Below are 18,062 nucleotides of genomic sequence, written 5' to 3' on the forward strand. Positions count from 1 at the left end.
AGTGTCTACTCCTGTAAACAAGGCTGAGGGGCTGAACGACCCCTCGCTGTTGGAGCCAGCCGATTGGGAAGAGTTTCGCGCAGAGGCTCATCGCGCCTTGGATGTTGCCCTGAACTTCGTACGTGACCGTCCGCAGGAGGCCGCCTGGGAGGAAACGCCCCCTGGGCTCAAGGTCACCGACAAGGAACTGCCGGTCCATGGCCAGCCCCTGGGTGAGGTGGTGAATGCAGTGCAGCGTGATGTATTGCCTTACACGCTCGGCAACACGCACCCGCGCTTCTGGGGTTGGGTAAATGGCTCCGGCACGCCCAGTGGAGTGATCTCCCAGGCATTTGTCGGCGCGATCAACGCCAACATGGGCGGACGCGACCATTCACCAATGTATATCGAGCGTCAGTTGCTTGCCTGGATGCGGCAACTGTTCAGCTACCCGGAGGACGCCAGTGGGCTGATTTGTACCGGCACCTCCTACGCCACACTATTGGCCCTGGCTGTTGCCCGGCAGCATGCGCTGGGCGAGTCGGTCAGGGAACAGGGTAACGGGGGCGCAGCACTGGTTGCCTATTGTTCAGAGCAGGCCCACGTTTCTGTATCCAAGGCCATGGAGATATTGGGGCTGGGCTCGCGCGCATTGCGCAGTGTTCCCGTGCGCCCGGACTTTACCCTCGATCACGCGGCGTTGGATGCAATGATACGAAGTGATGTGGCGCTGGGAATGAAGCCTTTTGCTGTTATCTCATGTGTGGGCGCAGTGAATACTGGCGCCATCGACGAGCTTGAAATTATAGGACAAATCTGCAGGGAAAACGGTCTGTGGCATCACGTAGATGGCGCTTTTGGTGCGTTGATCGTGCTCTCGCCTGAGCTCCGGCACAGACTCGCTGGTATCGAGCACGCAGATTCGATTGCTTTTGATTTCCACAAGTGGATGCATGTCACTTACGCGGCAGCATGTGTGCTGATCAGGGATGGCGAACTGCACCGGCGCAGCTTTGCGACTTCACATGCCTATCTACAGGGGGAGAGTCGCGGCGTCGCAGCGGGTGCGCCCTGGCCCTGCGATTACGGTATTGATCTCTCTCGCGGTTTCGCCGCTCTCGGGATCTGGATGTTGCTGAATGAAATGGGCACCAAGCGTCTGGGAGAGGCGATTTATCGCAATTGCCGGCAGGCCGCGTGGCTGGGGCAGCAGGTCGATAGTATGAAGCAACTGCAACGGCTTGCCCCCGTTTCGCTGAATATAGTGTGTTTTCGTTTCGCGCCCGCCGGGCTGAGCCGGCAGCAGCTGAACAGGATCAACCGACACATTGTAGTGACACTGCACTGCGACGGAATAGCTGTTCCATCTTTCACCGAGTTGGCGGGCGAAACCGCGATCCGGGTTTGTATCGCCAATCACCGTACCCGCCTGGACGACTTGCAAGCGCTGCTTGACGCGGTCATAGAGATTGGGGCCCGGCTGATGACGGCGGGGCTGGAGGGCGAGGAGTTTGATGTTTCAACTCATTAGCGGCACAAGGGGTTGGTTGTTCGCCGCAGATGGCGTGGTCTCCAGCGTCGATTACGGTAGTTTACTTTGCAGGATAAAAACCTATGTTTGAAACGGTAGCGATAGTAGGGCTGGGCTATGTGGGATTGCCGCTGGCCATCGCCTTCGGCCGCCAGCAGCGCACTATTGGCTTCGACCTGGATGAGAAACGGCTGGCGCGATACCGTAAGGGTGATGACCCCAATGCCGGTATCAGCACAGCTGAGTTCGGCGAGGCGAAGCAACTGACGTTCTCCTCTGACCCGACCTCCCTGGCCGATGCAGACGTAATACTGGTTGCGGTGCCGACCCCCATAGACGACGCCCATCGCCCGGACCTGAGTCCGCTGCAGCACGCGTGCCGCACCGTGGGCGCGCATCTCCGGCCGGGTGCCACGGTAATCTTTGAGTCCACCGTTTATCCTGGTTGTACTGAGGAGGTTTGCGTGCCCCTGCTGGAAGAAGCATCGGGAATGCCCTGGCTGGGCGCCACGGATCAGGGTGCAGGCGACGGGTTTTATGTTGGCTACTCGCCTGAGCGTATCAACCCCGGTGATAAAAAGAACACGCTGGAAACAGTGGTAAAAGTGGTTGCCGGCGATACGCCTGAGACACTGGAAAAAATAGCGACGTTTTACGAGTCTGTGGTTACCGCCGGCGTGCATCGTTCGGCCAGTATCAAGGTGGGCGAAGCAGCAAAAGTGATCGAGAATACGCAACGCGACCTCAACATCGCCCTGATGAACGAGCTCGCGTTGATATTCAACCGCCTGGGTATAGACACCCTGGATGTGCTGGAGGCCGCTGGTACCAAGTGGAACTTCCTGCCTTTCCGTCCAGGGCTGGTGGGCGGGCACTGTATTGGCGTCGACCCCTATTACCTGACCTATAAGGCCGAGGCTGAGGGGCATCATCCGCAGGTAATTCTTGCCGGTCGCCAGACGAACGACAGTATGGGCAAGTTCGTTGCTGAACAAACAGTGAAGAAGCTATTGCAATCGGGCAGGCCAGTGGACTCTGCGCGAGTGGTCATACTTGGGCTGGCCTTCAAGGAGGACTGCCCGGATATCCGCAACTCCAAGGTTGCGGACATTATCTCTGAGCTCGAAGAGTATCGTTGCGATGTGCTCGTCCACGACCCGCTTGCTGATCCGGACGAAGCCCAGGCTGAGTATGGTGTGAGCCTCAGCAACTGGGGCGAACTGGCCCCGGCAGACGCGCTGGTGCTGGCGGTGCCGCATGCCCACTATCTGGACATGACGTTGCCAGCCCTCACTGGCATGCTCGCACCCAAGGGCATTGTTATCGACGTCAAGTCCCGCTTGTCACGTGAGGCGCTGGAAGAGGCGGGCGTGCCGTACTGGCGGCTGTAGAGGCTAGTCCCGCGGGGGAAGTCCGTGAACCATGGTGATGAACTTCAGTTCGGTGCCGGCGCGGCGGAATTCGGACAGGGCCTGGTAATCAGGGTCGTTGTACCAGTTTTTTGCCGCGTCCTCGCTGGGAAACTTGAAGATTACCATTCTCCCTTTACGTGGGTCGGCACCTTCGAAAGTCAGAGGGTTGTCATCATAGGTAAAAAACTCGCCGTCGTGGCGCTTGAGAATAGGGAAGAAACCTTTCTCATACTTGCGGTACTCATCTTTGTCATGAACGATAAAATTGGCGATTACGTAGGCAGGTGCGTTCGACATCCTGGCGGTCCTTTTGCGTCTTCAGGAGGGTTTTACAGCCGTTAACCGGCGCATAGACAAGTACTCTAGCAGTTCTTACCAAGGTACGGGAGTTCGGGGGATATTTTCTTCGCGGTGAGTGAGATATTCGTACCCCGCGCGGCAAAAAGGGTCAGGGCAAGGAGACTTCGCCCTTGCTGACCTTGTCTTCTTCTTCTTGCAGGCGTTGCAGGTGCTGTTGCAGCTCCTGCTGCTGGCGCTTACGCGTTACTTCCAGCTGTTTCAGTCGCTGTTGGGCCCTGCGTTGGTTCTCTTCCTCGTCTGTCCACAGTTCCGTGAGCTGCTCTTCGCGGTACCTTTCATGCTTCATCTGCTGCTGGCTGATCTCTTCTAACTCAGACTCGAAACGGCTGGCGTGCGCCTCCCGTTCCAGCTCGATCTTCTCGATCGCGTTCTGATAGGCGTTTTGCAGAGACTGGGTCTGGTCGTTAAAGCTGGTTGCCATGTTGTCCATGTTGGCCTGATTCTCCAGCAACAGCTGGTCGGCCTCGGCAATTCGCTCCGCACACTGCTCGCGCAGGGCTGTAATCCGGGCCTCAAGTGCGGCCACTTCCGCCTCGGTTGCTGTGCGATAGCTTTCCCGGTCATCTTCCAGTTGCTGGCGTGAGACGCTATTTGCGGTCTGCTGCTCGTGATGTCGACGTTCCAGTGCTTTGAGTTCCACCTGCAGACTGTGTGACTGCTTTTCCTCTTCCTCGGTCAGCGCACTCACGTCACCGTTGTATTGCTCCCGCGACTTCGCTTCCAGCTGCTGCAACCTGGCGAGTTCATCCTGGCTGTCCATCAGTATCTGGTCACGGCGTTGTTTTATCTGCTCCAGAGCCGCGGATGTCTCCTGCTTCACCTCCGACTGGAGTTGTTGCAGCTGCTCCACTTTCGCCTGGTGCGCTACTTCCGCATCACGTTTGAGACTTTGCAGGCGCTGCAAAATCTCACTGGCGGATGGCGTATGAGCCTGGGTTACTGCTTCTGCCTCCTGGTGGTACTCCTGGTTGGTCTCTGGATTGGCGACGATGTCTAGATCGTCTTCACCTGGCGAACTGCCCGGTACCTCATATTCGATGCTGTGCCGCGATGCTGCTTTCGAAGCAGGATTGTGGGCAAAAACCGCGCTGGAAACCTCCAGCTCTCTGGCGTGCTGTTTAGGTTCCTCACTGGGGACCAGTTCCGCTCTGCCACCGACCTGGGATACCTTGCGAAAGTAATCCGCCGCCGCCTTGCGATCAAGGTTGCTGCGCAGGACGAACGAGTCACCTGAAAACAGTTCGTCGATGACCAGCGTATCGTTGATGCTAAACAGTTCGGCAAAGCCCGCGCGAACGCTGTCGGGTTCAAAGTCGGGGAGGATGTCCCCCTTGAAAGTGAGATCGAATCGTTTCATCGATTATCCAGTCCGTCTGGCAAGTCGGTTTTTCTTCGTTGATACCCTCAGAATCTAGAGTTCCAGCACCGATATTTCCACTAAAAAGGGTTGAAATCTGCGCTTTTTCGCTGATAGTGACTAACTATGTGCAAACTTCAGAAAATCCGCTTGCAATGCCTGGTTCTGTTGGTTCTTGGCGTTTGCCTTGCAGGACTTTGTCGAGCCGAATGGTTGAGTGAAACGCGCTCGATGATGGGTACAGAAGTCAGCGTAGAGCTGTGGGCTACGGACCCGGAACGGGGCAGGGCGGCCCAGCGCGCGGTGTTGGCTGAATTTCACCGGCTGGATGAAATGATGAACCCCTGGAATGCGCAAAGCTTGTTGGCAAAGATCAACCGGCGGGCATTCGACGATGCGGTGCCCGTGACGCCGGAACTCATTGAGGTAATACAGCGCTCTCTCTACTACTCCCGGCTCAGCGGCGGTGCTTTTGATATCAGTTTTGCGGCAGCCGGCCGATATTATGATTTCAGGGAGGGCAGAGTACCGTTGGCCAGTGAACTGGCGGTAGCCGGTCCCGCGATTGACTACAGGCAGATAAGCGTGGACTCAACGGCGCAAAGTATACGTCTTGGTCACCGCGAAATGTCGCTGGATCTGGGTGGTATTGCCAAAGGCTATGCGGTTGACCGTGGCATCAGGATTCTGACCGATGCGGGTATTGAGTCCGCGGTTGTCAGCGCCGGCGGCGACAGCCGGATTCTCGGTAATCTCGGTGATCGCCCGCGTATGATCGGCATTCGCCATCCGCGCAAAGAAGATCAGTACGTTGTGGTGATCCCTCTGGAGGATACAGCGATCTCTACCTCGGGAGACTATGAACGTTTTTTCGAGCGTGATGGTGTGCGTTTTCATCACATCCTCGATCCGGAGACCGGCGATTCCGCGAGAAAAGTTCGCAGTGCGAGCGTTATAGCACCGCTGGCGATCGACACCGACGCGCTGTCCACGACAGTGTTCGTACTAGGTGTGGAGAAGGGCCTGGCACTGGTCAACAGTCTTCCGGGTGTGGATGCCATTATTGTCGATGGTGAAGGAAAGCTGCACTATTCTCAGGAACTCCTGCTCAGTACCACAGAGTGAACAACACTTTGACTACATCCGCATCGAACTCGTACAGGGGTTCGCTGCCGGGAAGTGCTGATTCGGCGGTGAGGTCAGTGAAGTTGTCGTACTCGAAACTGATTCGGTCATATTGGAAAGTGATGCCGGCCTTGTAAGCGTGACGCCAGCTGAGCGGGCGCTCGTAGCTGAGGTAGAACGATAGAGTCTGGTTGCTGAACTCGCTCATTTCCTTGTCCCGGGCGCGATAATCCTTCTCGTCCTGCGAGGGAAACAGGAACAGGTCCTGGTAAAAATCGGCCTGGTCCTGGCTGTACCATCGGTACAGCAGGTCAAAGGTCCAGTGCTCATACAGCGAGTGTGTGTAGCTTATTTGTGCTGTGTGCGCATCGATTCCCCAGTCGTCAGTAAAGAAGCGATAAAGCCCCCCTAGCGCTGCCGACCACGGTAGGCGGTAGCGCATCTGCATTGATGCCGCATCCGAGGTTCGCGTGTTCGGGTAAACCTCCTGGGCAAACTGGTAGCCTGCGGAAGGGTCGAGTGGATCACTCAGGTAGCGGTAGCTGCGATATGGGTTGTTCAGGTAGCCTTCGTCGGTAATGAGCTCGTAGTTGGCGTTGAGCACGAGTTTTGGTGTGAGGACCTGGTTCAGGCCAATCCGGAAACTGTGGCGGTCAAGATCCTCTTCGAACTCGGCGTTACCGTTCTGTGAGACCTCGTCCTGCCCCAGAGAGTAGCCGAAGCTGATAGTGGTCAGGTCGCCAAAAAAATCCTGGCTAACCCCCAGGGAGTAGGTGCTGGCCTGGTAGTCGCTCTCGTCGCTGTAGGTTATGCCGGCGCTAAGCAGGTTCTTACCGTAAAGGTAGTCGCCTGCCAGCGAGTACTCGGTGCGCTCTTCGCTGTATTCGCTGGCCCCGGAGGTGATGACGTCTATAGAGGCACTGCTGATATTGTCCACATAGTAGTTACCGCTTACCAATACGGTTTCCTTGAAGTTTTTGCGCACCAGTAGTGAAGGGCCGTCGACGGTAACGCCCCCGCCGTCGTAGCGATGATACATTGCATCGGCGCGTTCCTCAGGCAGGGTGACACCATACGCTCCTGACGAGGCCAGCAGTGCCGCCGCAAGGGCGACCGCCAGCAGGCGTGAAAGTGAATCAGTTACAGCCACAACCAACTCCTGCGCCACCTTCGGCACCGCGCGCGCTCTCACGGGCCTGGTAAACGTGCTTGGTATATGCCCCCGCAACAGGATCCCGGTCGAAGCGCATGATCGGCTCGGCCAGGTGTTGCCTTTCATAGGGTTTCACCCAGGGTTGAATGCCACAGCCCGTGATCAGCACCAGTAGTGCCAGCAAGCCTGCCGTGCCCAGTGGTCTCATTGCTTACTCCTTTACCAGTTCACGTATCTGTTGTTCGTACATGGCCTCGTAGCCAGGCTTGTAACCCTTGTGGGCAAAACGCACTTCGCCGTTGCGATCGACCAGCACTGTCACTGGCATTGCGTCCACGTCGTACAGCTCACTGACTTGATTGTCGTCATCGAAGAGCACCGGGAAACTCAATCCAAGATCACGCAAAATACGTTCGGCGCTGCTGCGGTCCTGCTCTACGTTGATGCCAAAGACAGTAAAGCCCAGGTCGCGATAGCGCTGGTGCAGGGCCTCCAGCTCAGGCATTTCCTGGCGACAGGGGCCACACCAGGACGCCCAGAAATTTATCAGTACGACTTCGCCGCGGTATTCGCTCAGCCTGATGTTCTCGCCGGTGGTGCTTTTCAGGGTGAAGTTGGCGGCGCTGCCCTGGTCGGTTACCGCACTCGCCAGTGGGGCACAGAAAACGAGTAGCGCAAGGAGTATCAGTTTCATGGCAAAAATCTCCAGCCAGTGTGTCAGAAGAAAAAGGTCACGCCGGTGGACCATTCGATGTTCTGGGTGGTCTCGTCTTCACCGAAGGTGTCCCGGTCGAAAATGTGATCGCGTACGTCCATACGCAGGGCTATCCAGTCATTGATCAGTAGCCGGTAACCTATGCCCACGGTGGCTGTGAACCAGGTGTCCCCAAGGAAATCGGTGCCGCCGACGCCGCCAATAAGGTAGAGGTCAGACTTGAACGCACGAGTCTCGGAAAAATAGATTTCACCAGGTAACAGGTTCCAACCCACGCTCAGATTGTAAAACTGGTAGTCGCGTTCACTGTCCTCAAACAGTGGTGCGCCGCCGCTAAGTTTTTCGTAACTGGTCAGGTCAGCTTCGGCCATCCCCAGGTTTGCTTCAAAAAAGAAGTCCTCGGACAGGTGCCAGGCCGCTCTCAGACCGTAGACAGGCTCGCTGGCGAAGTCGTCGATGCTGATCATCCCCACGAACAGGCCAACCTCGAAGTTCTCGCTATCAATCGCAGGGGGTTCAAACTCCCGGCGATCCAGTTCCGGTTCGATCACCTGTATCGGCTCCTGGGCCAGTGCCGGCAGCACACCCAGGGTCAGACACAGTCCTAGTAAAACGCGCTTATACCCAGTTTCCATTCCCCAGCCTCCTCGTCGTCATCGCGGTCGGTCATGACGACATAGTGTTTGTATTGCAGGCGCAGCATCAGCCGTCCTGTGAGATAAATACGTATTCCTGCGCCCACACTGGCCACGCCGTCGCTGCGGTCCTCAGTGTCGACCAGAGTTGACCTGGGATTGGTCTCACGGGTGCCGCCACCGATGGTAAAGAAGGGCGAATAGCGCCACTGTGGAAACATCTGGTGGACGATGCTGCCGGTAAACATTTTGCCGTCAGAGAAGTCCCCGTAGTTTTCGGTGTAGGCGGCTTCGACGGAGAGGTTGCGCGTGAAGTGATAGGCGCCATAGCCGGTGATGGCATCAGAGCCGTCCAGGTCGCCCAGCATAATGCCCAGTTCCCAGTCGCGAGTATTGAAGTCGTCCTGGTCAGGCGTCGTAAAGCCGAGTACCTCACCGCGGTCATCGACGGTGCGGCCTATCGCGTCGACATGCACCCAGCCTTCTATACCCCTGACGTTGCGGACTTTGATCCAGTCGGTGCGGCGTTTCAGTAATTCGATGCTCTCGCCGCGCTCCGCGACGTAGAACACGGGATAGTTGCGGCCGGGGTGCGTATGCAGTTCGATATAGGCTTCCACGACGTGGCTTTCGCGTAAAGACTCAGCATCCGCCAGCGCTGCCTGTGGTATCAGCAATAGTGCGATCAGGGTGAATAGTTGCAACACCGGGTGCATGATTCAGTCCTGCAGCCGGCTGTCGAAGGGGTTGTTGAAGTACTGGGCGCCGATATCCAGCCACTCGGAAATCAGGTGCAGTTCAGCCTCACTCAGCATACCCACATGATTGATGGTGTTCCGAGTAGCGGGTACCGGTTCGCCTTCATCCTCCACACAGTTTGTGGGTAGCGCCGGGGCATCAGCCGGGCCACAGCTACCGCCCTCGAAACACTGAAAGAAGGCGCTACTGGCGTTGGCAGAACCGGCACGCAGAGTCGCTGCCACCGAAACTGACTGCACCGTGGTGAAGGTTTCGCCCTCGTTGTTGGTTTCGGTACAGGTGCGCACACGGTCTGCAAGGGCACCGCCCGTGTCTATCCACTGCTCATCGTCGCCGCTGAGCAATTCGCGGTATGAGCGATAGTGCTCCGGGTCCAGGTCGGATGGTGACGAGGTCAGGTCCAGTTGGCCGGCCGGTACCAGTGCGTCGTCTGTGCTTATATGGCAGCTGGTGCAGTGTGCATGTTCGGTGCCCATGGCATCCGTGACCGGCGTTCGCAGTCGTTCCCATATCGGCTGTATATGGTCGATGTAGTTGATTACGCTGCGTGGGGGCTGGGTTGCGTCGAAGCCGCGGGTGAGAATAGCTCGCTCCGGCGGTATGTCAGTCCAGTCGGCGGCGTATTCACGATCCATTATGGGGGGGTCAGCATTGACCTGGGGGCCGCTCCACAGATCCTCATAAGTCGGTGCGGTATCCAGCGCGCGCGCCGCCGCAGCCGGGTTGTCCGCGGGCATGTGAAAATCCCAGGTTTCAGCCATGGTGGCGCCGCTGTCCTGGGCAAACAGGCTGTCGCTGTCAGTGCCGGGGTAACCGGTAACGCCACCCGCGATGCCCCTGGCTCCCGGGTTTGCCGATGTTGGCTGTGATCCCACCAGACCATGCGGTTGCGCGCTGCCATGATCGTGACACCCGGCGCACTCCAGCACCTCACCGGGGGCAAGCTGCAACCAGTAGTTGTGGCGCGGCCCGATACTGCGGCCACGCAGGTCGAGTATTTCAAAACTGAATGGCCTGCCCGCGGGTATGTTGGCGCTAACAGAACCGTCGGGCTCTATCGGAACGTAGCCAAGAATCTCGCGAAAGCCAAAGGCCGTGCTCACACCAGCCGCATAGCGGGGTATTTCGAATATATCCGGGTCGGGCAGGGGAACGGGTGTGATCACGCGCAAGAAGCGGGCGGGTCGCTCACGAAAAGCAGGTGTTCCGGGGCGAGCATGATTAGGGATACCCTGAGGTGAACTGTCTACGCCGTCGAAGTCGTACACGCTGGCGATGCGCAGCTGGCCCTGGTCTGCCGCGGCCAGTTCCGCGTCGAAGCGCTCGCCGGGGGGCAGCAGATCGGGAAAATCACGATTCTCTGCAGCTATTATCTCACTTATCCAGAACCCCTCTTCAGCAATCACCACCGGTCGCTGGGTGTCGGCAGCGGGGTCATAAATCCAGGCGCCGTAAAGGGGTGGAGCAGAATCGGTGTTCTCCGGTTGCAGGGTACAAGGTGCAAGGTCACCGGCGCTGGCCACCTCGCCTTCGAGCAGTGTGGCGTCTGCATCGATTACGCGACATTCACTCCAGGTCACCAGCAGCCGGCCGGTACCATCGCGCAGTGGATAAACACTGCCATATTGGCCGCCCCTGGATATCAGGTCGTCGCTGCGCACCTCGGTATCGGTGAGCGACTCCTGGCCGCTGCCGCCAGTGTTGCGATTGTTCCATAGTCCCTGGTCCGCGTCGGCAAAGTTCGCCGCGTCGATCAGTACTATCTCGCCGCCCAGACTCTCCGGGCTGAAGCCGTGTACCACGCTCGCCAGGCGTCCATCATCCAGTTGCCTGGCCTGGGTGAAGGCAATGCGCGCCCCATCTGTGCCGGCGTTCTGGCTATGAAAGCCATAAACCGGGGCCAGCCCCGCACCGGACGGTTCGACCCGGTACAGGCTGATGTGGTCGGTTGCCGTATTGTTCCAGCGACTGAACAGTATCTCCCCGCTGGCCAATACGGTGGGGTCCAGGTCATGGCTGAGGTTGAAAGAAATCTGCTGGAATTCTTCTGCGCGCAGCAGGGGATCGTAAATGTGCAGCACAGCAGCTGGACTGCGACGGTCCTCATCCAATGCCGAGAAGATTTGAGCGCGCCCCTCGTTCAGCTGCCTGGCCTGGCTGGCTATCTGACGGGTCGAGCTGAATACGATGCGGTCGTCCGCAAGGAAATGGGGCGCTATATCTTGCGCGCCGCCGCTTTCAAGTCCCTCGTTGCGTTTGATGCGTGAGGGGATAAGGTAACTCACCTGTTCACTTTGCACGTCCAGTTGCCATAGATTCCAGGTGGTGGTCTCAAGGTTGGCGGCCACAGGCTCTGGTACGACTCTAGCCGCAAATACAATGGTTTCACCGTCAAAGGAGCTCTCCAGTCCCTTGATGTCCACAACCAGGTTCTCCGCTTCCGTAGCCAGTTCCTCGGCAACGATGGCCGTTATCTGTGCGGTGATGTCGATGTCCTTCGCGGTGGTTGCTGCCCGTTCCCTGAGCAGCAGTTGCGCTCCCGGATTGAACGCGAGCGGGTCGCGGAGGTCGCTGAACTGTTCAGGCACTGGCCTGCGCACATACGCGATGGGAATCTCCACGACAACCGGGTCCTCGTCCTGGTCACCGGAAACCAGCGATACGCCACCGCCACCGCCCCCTCCGCCACAGGCGGTGAGGCAGGATAGGGCCAGCGCCAGCACTGCTGCACTGTGCGCACGCTTGCTCAGAACGGGTCCCTGCATGATGAAAGTTCGACTCCAGAGGTGTGATTTTTCTGCCGCCAGCTTTGCAAACGGGGTGTAAATGTCGCAAGCGAAAACCGTTGAAAACTCGAGGTTTTGTAATTCTCCACTTTTCTCGGGATTTTCCTTGTCTGCAGCCTGGGTGTCTGCAAAGTTGATGCAAAGCAGGAAAGCCCAAATTCTACCTATGGCTAGACTTATTAAACACTTCACTTCCGTATACATCGCCTTTGTCGTACTGGTTACTGCACTGGCTGCAACCGCGGATGAGCGCGACCAGGCCCGGCGCATACACGATCGCCTGACGGGTGTGCCTCCGACTGACGCGATGCTCAACGCAATGGCAGGCGCTGTAGGCAGCGGCGACGCCGTAACAGCTGCCCTGTATGCTATTGATGGCGCACCCGGCGTGGCGGCCACCGGGCAGTTCTACACTACTGTGTTGAAAAACTGGTCCACACCCTGGACTAATGAGGCGCAGGACGCCTTTGCCCCGCTGAATGATTATTCCGCCACAGTGATCGGAGCGGTGCGCGATGAACTGGACTTTCGCGAGATACTGAGTGCGGATCTCATCTATGTGGGCGCGCGTGGCAACTTGCCCGCGTACAGTGACAGCAACAACGACCACTACGAGGCTCTGGAAAACGCGGGCAGTAACCTGGGTGACCCGCAGGAATTGTCCCGCCGCACGCAGAGTAATGTCACCGGGCTCGCGCCGGAGGCCGTTGCGGGTGTGCTCACCAGCCGGGCAGCGGCGAGGGCGTTTTTTGTTGATGGCACCAATCGGGCCATGTTCCGCTTCACCTTACTTAACCACCTCTGCCTGGACCTGGAACAAGTCAAGGATGGCACGCGCCCCGCAGACCGTATTCGCCAGGATATCTCACGCAGCCCGGGTGGTGACAGCCGCCTGTTTCTCAATTCCTGTGTGGACTGCCATGCAGGCATGGATCCGCTGGCACAGGCATTTGCCTATTACGATTTCCCTTATCCCGATGAGGAGGAGCAGCCTGGCCTGGAACTGGAGCTGCGCAAGGACCTGGGACGTCTCGTGTATACAGAAGGCGTGGTGCAGGGCAAGTACCTGATTAATAGTGCGAGCTTCCCTACAGGCTATGTCACGCCCGACGATCACTGGACCAATTACTGGCGTCTCGGGGATAACAGTGCGCGCATAGGCTGGAGACTACCGGCAGACAACACGGGTTCCAGCGACCTGGCTCGCAACCCGGCCTATGCCGAAGGCGACGGCGCTGCTTCACTCGGATGGGAGCTTGCCAATACCGAGGCCTTCGCCCAGTGCCAGGTCAAAAAAGCGTTTCGCAGTATATGTGTACGTGAACCCGGTCCCGGTGATGCGGCATCAGTTTCTGGCTTCGTTTCCGTTTTCCACGGCGGAGGCAATATGAAGCAAGTGTTTGCAAGAGTGGCGGCGTACTGCGCCGCCGACCTGTAGGGAGACGGTGCAATGAAAGTTTCCCCTCTTATTTTTCTGGTCGCCGTGCTCTCCCTTGCAGCCTGCAGTGGCGGCAGCGGCGGTGGTGGCAGTGAGCGCGAGGTGCTGCCGGACTCCAATCCCGCCTCCGGAGACTTCGTCTATAGCGGGCCACCACCTGCCAGCGATGAGATCCAGCAGTTCAAGATCAACTTTTACGACCCACTGGCAGGTAATGACCGCTGCGGCGAATGCCACACGCCTGGTGGGCAGGGCAAAACAGCGTTCGTGGACCAGGGTAATGTAAACAATGCCTGGCAGGCGGCGCGAACAGTGGTAAACCTGAATGATCCTGAAGCGTCCGCCGTCGTTACCCGCGTGGCAGACGGACATAATTGCTGGTTGGCCCCAGGGCAGGAACAGACCTGTGCTACGACGATTACTGGCTATATAGAACGCTGGGCGGCTGACGCCGTACAAACTGCGGCTACCGTGCAACTGGCGCCGCGCCGTATCCTGAGGCCGGGTGAAACCCGTCGCGCGCCGGATACTCTGGTGGACGCACAGTCTCTCGGTATAGGCTTGACTGAGAACGGTGAGTTGATGGGGCTGCTCAAACAACACTGTGCGGACTGCCATTCTGACACGGCGCCGGTGGCGCAGGTGCCTTATTTCGCCAGTGATGACGAAAGCCTGGCCTATGATGCCTTACGAGGCCGCATCAACCTGACCAGCCCTGCCGAGTCCCGTGTTGTACTGCGCCTGGATCCTGAATCTCACAATTGCTGGAACGATTGCCCCAGCGACGCGCGTGCCATGCGCGATGCAGTGCAGCGCTTCGCTGACGTGGTCGAGGAGACCGGCGTTGACCCTGAGTTGCTGATCAGCCTGGCCCAGGTGCTGGAGACTGACGGTATCGTCGCCACGGCGGGCGGCCGCTACGAATCTGACCTGGTTGCCAAGTGGGAATTCCGTGAGGGCTCGGGCGCTACCGTTGCTGACACCAGCGGTGTGCGGCCGGAAATCCCCCTCACCCTGTCAGGCGAGTTCAGCTGGATGTCCAGTTGGGGTGTGCGACTGGTAGATGGCAAGGCCCAGGGTGGCGTCAATGGGTCCAGCAAGCTGTTCAGCCAATTAGCGGGTACCGGTGAGTACACCCTGGAAGCCTGGGTCGCGCCCGCCAATGTCAGCCAGGAAGAGGCGTGGATACTGGGTTACTCCGGTGGCCCCGACAGCAGTAACCTGCTGTTGCGCCAGAGCCTTTACAACTACGAGGCCTTCAACCGCAGTTCGGTGACTGAGCAGAGTAATGCCGGCGAGCCGGCGCTCACAACTGACGATGACGCTGAGCTCGCACAGGCCACATTGCAGCATGTTGTGGTGACCTATGACCCGGTTGAAGGACGCCGCATATACGTGAATGGCGTGTTCAGTGGCGATATGGATCCTGCCGGTGGTGGTTTGCTCAATAACTGGAACGAATCGTTTACCGTTGTGCTGGGTAACAGCACGGCCGGCAGCAATCCCTGGGCGGGTGCGTTACGCATGGCGGCGGTACACAATCGTGCACTAACGCCAGGGCAGGTTGTGCAGAATTTCGAAGTTGGTGTGGGGCAGAAGTACTACCTGCTGTTCAGTGTGGCTGAGTTGGTCGAAAGTGAGCAAAGCTGCCATGAACAATCCGAGGGTGAGCGCGTTAACTACTGTTATGTGGCGTTTGAAGTCAGTCAGTTTGACGACAGCAGCTACCTGTTTAACCAGCCATTCTTCGTCAATCTCAATCCTGAGGGCGGTGACTTCGACTTCGACCTGCGGGGCATACGCATTGGTATCAATGGCCGTATCGCGCCCGTTGGTCAGGCTTTTGTCAATGTCGATGAGCGTATCAACAGCGGCAGTCTGGGTGAGCTGGGGCTATCGCTGTCATCTGTTGGCACCGTCCTGCCCCTGGAAAACGGTGCGGAAAATGACGTGTTCTTCCTCGCTTTCGAGGACGTTGATGGACAGCGTGGTTTAATCGATGACGGCGTAGTGCAGGTGTTCCAGCCGACCTTTACCGGGGGTGAAGCCCCTGATATCGCCATGCGCACTTTCGATGAAGTCAATGCAACGCTGTCTACACTCACCGGCGTTCCATTAGGTAGCGATTCAGTGAGCCAGGTCACCGGCAAAACCGTAACCGAGACCTTTAATGCAGTTCGCCGTGCTTTGCCCGGCGTGGCCGAGTTCAATGCCTTCATGTCTTCTCACCAGATGGCGGCGACCCAGCTCACTGCCGCCTACTGCGATGCGCTGGTGCAAGATGCAACGCTGCGGCGTCAGTTGTTTCCGGGAAGCTTCAATTTCGATGCGAATGTTGCCAGCCCTGGCATCGACTGGCGGGGTGAAGTTATCGCGCCGCTGGTGGACCGGGCGACCAACACCGGCCTGCTTGCCGCGGCAGATCGTCAGCGCATTATCGATGAAGTGGAACTGTTGATTACCGACGATCGTGACCTGAAGCCCTATGTGCTCCTCAATGGACGCTGGGTTTCTGACCCGAACCCCGCTGCGCACAACAAGCGTGATGGATTGATTTACTGCGAAAACGACCAGCCTTGTCCGCCCTCGCGCACCGCAGACGTAGTCAAAGCGGCCTGCACCGCGGTTTATGGCAGTGCACTGGTTCTGATCAAGTAGGGGATATAAACATGGCCAGGCGCCACCGATTCTTCAAGCCCGATGAGGCGCTTAGACACCCGGACCACCACAGGCCGATCAGCCGGCGGGAATTATTGTCCCAGGGATTCCGCGCCGGCGGGGCGACACTGCTTGGCACCTCGCTTTACGCGCTGCTTGGTCAGCGTGCGCATGCCATTTCCCCCGATCTCCTTGATCCGGCGCGTACCCCCTATACCAGCTGTGATCTCGGGGCCGCATCCGGGCGCAAGATTCCCTTTATCTGCTTTGACCTGGCCGGCGGCGCCAACATCGCCGGTTCCAATGTTATTGTCGGTGGTCCTGGCGGACAGCGCGACGCGCTGAGTACCGCCGGTTACGCCCGTCTGGGCCTGCCGCCGGATATTCTGCCGTTTGCAAATAACCCCAACACTGCCTCAGGCATGTTCACTGATGACAGTCTGGGGCTGCTGTTTCACTCTGAAAGCGCAATGCTGCGGGGCATTCTGGACAAGGCCACGGGCATGCCGGGTTTCGTCAATGGCGCGGTTATTCCCGGACGTTCAGAAAACGATACGGGCAACAATCCGCACAACCCGATGTACGGCATCTATCGCGCCGGCCTGCGGGGCCAGATACTGCAACTGATAGGCTCCGAGAACAGTGAGTCTGGCGGTAACTCCATGGCGCCTTCAATGCTTATCGATCCGGAGATCAGGCCCACCAAGGTGGACAGGCCCTCTGACGCCAGCGGTCTGGTCGATGTGGGCGACCTCAACCTGTTGCTGGATAATCCGGATGACATTGTCTCTGTGATGGAGTCAATGAAACGCATTACAGACTTCAAGCTTGATCTGGTTAACACCCGGGTGAATAACCCGACAGGTGAAGACAAGCGACTCAAGGATCGCCTCAGCTGTGAGTACCTGCGCAGCGCGGATACCCTGGAAAAATTTTCCAGCCCCGATGCCCTGGATCCCCGTATCGACGCCAATATCGTCGGCGCGGCGGGTATTTTCGACAGCGCCGAATTCGAGGGGGATCGCGAGTTCCAGAAGGCGGCGTCGGTAATGAAACTGGTTGTCGACGGTATCGCCGGTGCCGGAACCATAGAAATGGGCGGCTACGACTATCACACGGGAGATCGCCGCACGGGCGAGGCGCGGGATTTCCGCGCGGGACAGTGTATCGGCGCTTGCCTGGACTACGCACGGCGCACCTCCACGCCACTGATGATCTACGTGTTCTCCGACGGCTCGGTATCCAGTGATGGCACCATTGAAGTTGTCAACGGCGTCGAGAAAGGGGTGTGGAGTGGTGACAATTCCTCCACAGCGGCGTCCTTCTTCCTAGTTTACGATCCCGCGGGTGCACCGCAGCTGATGGACAGTAGTGGCGACCCGTTCCAGCATCAGCAGTTGGGCTGGATGCGCACGGACGCGTCGGTTGAGACTACCTCTACGCCGGCGGCCAATAACGTCAACCTCAACGTGGAAACGATTATTCTCAATTATATGGCGCTGCACGGCGAACAAAACCTGTTTGCTGATTCTGGCTTCTTCCCCGGTCAGGGCCTGGGGAATGCCGCGACTCGTGACCGCATGGTCGCCTTCCAGCCGCTGGCCAGTATCAGTGGAGGCGTGCTGCTATGAGACGCCCGGGACGCTGGTTGGCGCGATCGTTGTTTCTCATACTGCTTGCTCCGTCGCTGGTGTTTGCGGCAGACGAGGTCTCTCTGGGCGAACAGATAGAAGACATCAAGCAGCAGACACTGCAACTCAATCGTGACCTGTTTATTTTGGAAGAGGAGTTGCTTTTCCCAAGCAATACCCAGATGGCGGTTTACCTGTCTATGGATGTGGGTACTTTTTTTGCTCTCGATGCAGTCAAACTCACGATCGACGGAACCGTGGTCGCCAACTATTTGTATACAGAGCGACAGGTGGACGCGTTGCAGCGTGGAGGTATTCACCGCCTCTACATGGGTAACGTGAAGAACGGCGACCATGAGATTGTCGCTGTGTTTACCGGTCGCGGCCCGAAAGGGCGGGATTATCGCCGGGCTACGCAATTGCAGGTAGCGAAAACAGCAGGAGCGAAAAACCTGGAGTTGCTTATTTCTGATTCCGAGTCGCTGCAGCAGCCGGAGTTTTCGGTTCGGGAATGGTGAGACCC

15 protein-coding genes are annotated in these 18,062 nt (G+C 58.0%); 7 read left to right on the top strand and 8 right to left on the bottom strand.

Going from position 1 to position 18,062, the window contains the following annotated elements; genetic code table 11:
• Nucleotide 1: 1 nt before the first annotated feature.
• Nucleotides 2-1,510: a pyridoxal phosphate-dependent decarboxylase family protein gene (locus tag C0039_RS13860; RefSeq protein WP_207796456.1), complete on the top strand. Its 1,509-nt coding sequence runs from the start codon at nucleotides 2-4 to the stop codon at nucleotides 1,508-1,510.
• An 83-nt stretch (nucleotides 1,511-1,593) separates the two neighbouring features.
• Entirely contained in the window at nucleotides 1,594-2,901 is a 1,308-nt protein-coding gene (locus C0039_RS13865; protein ID WP_101518395.1) for a nucleotide sugar dehydrogenase, read from the top strand.
• Between the two features lie 3 nt (nucleotides 2,902-2,904).
• On the opposite strand, the gene C0039_RS13870 is transcribed toward C0039_RS13865, so the two are convergent.
• Both C0039_RS13870 and C0039_RS13875 read right to left on the bottom strand, forming a co-directional pair.
• Nucleotides 2,905-3,219: a DUF1330 domain-containing protein gene (locus tag C0039_RS13870; protein WP_076001634.1), complete on the bottom strand. Its 315-nt coding sequence runs from the start codon at nucleotides 3,217-3,219 to the stop codon at nucleotides 2,905-2,907.
• 151 nt (nucleotides 3,220-3,370) lie between these two features.
• On the bottom strand, nucleotides 3,371-4,639 hold the full coding sequence (locus C0039_RS13875) for a coiled-coil domain-containing protein (protein WP_076001633.1): 1,269 nt from the start codon (nucleotides 4,637-4,639) through the stop codon (nucleotides 3,371-3,373).
• Between the two features lie 213 nt (nucleotides 4,640-4,852).
• Here C0039_RS13875 and C0039_RS13880 point away from each other — a divergent pair, with 213 nt between their 5' ends.
• On the top strand, nucleotides 4,853-5,764 hold the full coding sequence (locus C0039_RS13880) for an FAD:protein FMN transferase (RefSeq protein WP_243391622.1): 912 nt from the start codon (nucleotides 4,853-4,855) through the stop codon (nucleotides 5,762-5,764).
• Here C0039_RS13880 and C0039_RS13885 read toward each other — a convergent pair.
• The 6 genes from C0039_RS13885 to C0039_RS13910 are packed head-to-tail and all read right to left on the bottom strand — an operon-like array spanning nucleotide 5,748 to nucleotide 11,791.
• A complete protein-coding gene (locus tag C0039_RS13885; protein ID WP_243391623.1) occupies nucleotides 5,748-6,914 on the bottom strand; it encodes a DUF3570 domain-containing protein in 1,167 nt (388 codons plus the stop codon). The two genes, C0039_RS13880 and C0039_RS13885, sit on opposite strands and share 17 nt — an antisense overlap.
• Complete coding sequence (locus tag C0039_RS13890) at nucleotides 6,901-7,125, bottom strand: DUF4266 domain-containing protein (protein WP_101518397.1); 225 nt, start codon at nucleotides 7,123-7,125, stop codon at nucleotides 6,901-6,903. Before C0039_RS13890 ends, C0039_RS13885 begins: the two co-directional genes overlap by 14 nt.
• Nucleotides 7,126-7,128: 3 nt before the next feature.
• Nucleotides 7,129-7,611: a TlpA family protein disulfide reductase gene (locus C0039_RS13895; protein ID WP_076002454.1), complete on the bottom strand. Its 483-nt coding sequence runs from the start codon at nucleotides 7,609-7,611 to the stop codon at nucleotides 7,129-7,131.
• Nucleotides 7,612-7,634: 23 nt separating this feature from the next.
• Complete coding sequence (locus C0039_RS13900; RefSeq protein ID WP_076001629.1) at nucleotides 7,635-8,267, bottom strand: outer membrane beta-barrel domain-containing protein; 633 nt, start codon at nucleotides 8,265-8,267, stop codon at nucleotides 7,635-7,637.
• Nucleotides 8,237-8,983: an SH3 domain-containing protein gene (locus C0039_RS13905; RefSeq protein WP_101518398.1), complete on the bottom strand. Its 747-nt coding sequence runs from the start codon at nucleotides 8,981-8,983 to the stop codon at nucleotides 8,237-8,239. The genes C0039_RS13900 and C0039_RS13905 overlap by 31 nt, the downstream gene beginning before the upstream one ends.
• Nucleotides 8,984-8,986: 3 nt before the next feature.
• Nucleotides 8,987-11,791 carry an HzsA-related protein gene (locus C0039_RS13910; protein WP_101518399.1) on the bottom strand — a complete coding sequence of 935 codons (2,805 nt, stop codon included), beginning with the start codon at nucleotides 11,789-11,791 and terminating at the stop codon, nucleotides 8,987-8,989.
• Nucleotides 11,792-11,978: 187 nt separating this feature from the next.
• On the opposite strand from C0039_RS13910, the gene C0039_RS13915 reads away from it, so the two are divergent.
• From C0039_RS13915 to C0039_RS13930, 4 genes are read left to right on the top strand one after another with little or no spacing between them, the layout of a single operon-like run.
• Nucleotides 11,979-13,250, top strand: a complete 1,272-nt coding sequence (locus C0039_RS13915; protein WP_076001626.1) for a hypothetical protein — start codon at nucleotides 11,979-11,981, stop codon at nucleotides 13,248-13,250.
• A gap of 12 nt (nucleotides 13,251-13,262) precedes the next feature.
• Entirely contained in the window at nucleotides 13,263-15,908 is a 2,646-nt protein-coding gene (locus C0039_RS13920; protein ID WP_076001625.1) for a LamG domain-containing protein, read from the top strand.
• Between the two features lie 11 nt (nucleotides 15,909-15,919).
• Nucleotides 15,920-17,539 carry a general secretion pathway protein GspF gene (locus C0039_RS13925; RefSeq protein ID WP_076001624.1) on the top strand — a complete coding sequence of 540 codons (1,620 nt, stop codon included), beginning with the start codon at nucleotides 15,920-15,922 and terminating at the stop codon, nucleotides 17,537-17,539.
• Nucleotides 17,536-18,057, top strand: a complete 522-nt coding sequence (locus C0039_RS13930) for an AraC family transcriptional regulator (RefSeq protein ID WP_076001623.1) — start codon at nucleotides 17,536-17,538, stop codon at nucleotides 18,055-18,057. The genes C0039_RS13925 and C0039_RS13930 overlap by 4 nt, the downstream gene beginning before the upstream one ends.
• Nucleotides 18,058-18,062: the final 5 nt, after the last annotated feature.

This window comes from Pseudohalioglobus lutimaris, from assembly GCF_002866825.1.
Taxonomy (GTDB): domain Bacteria; phylum Pseudomonadota; class Gammaproteobacteria; order Pseudomonadales; family Halieaceae; genus Halioglobus; species Halioglobus lutimaris.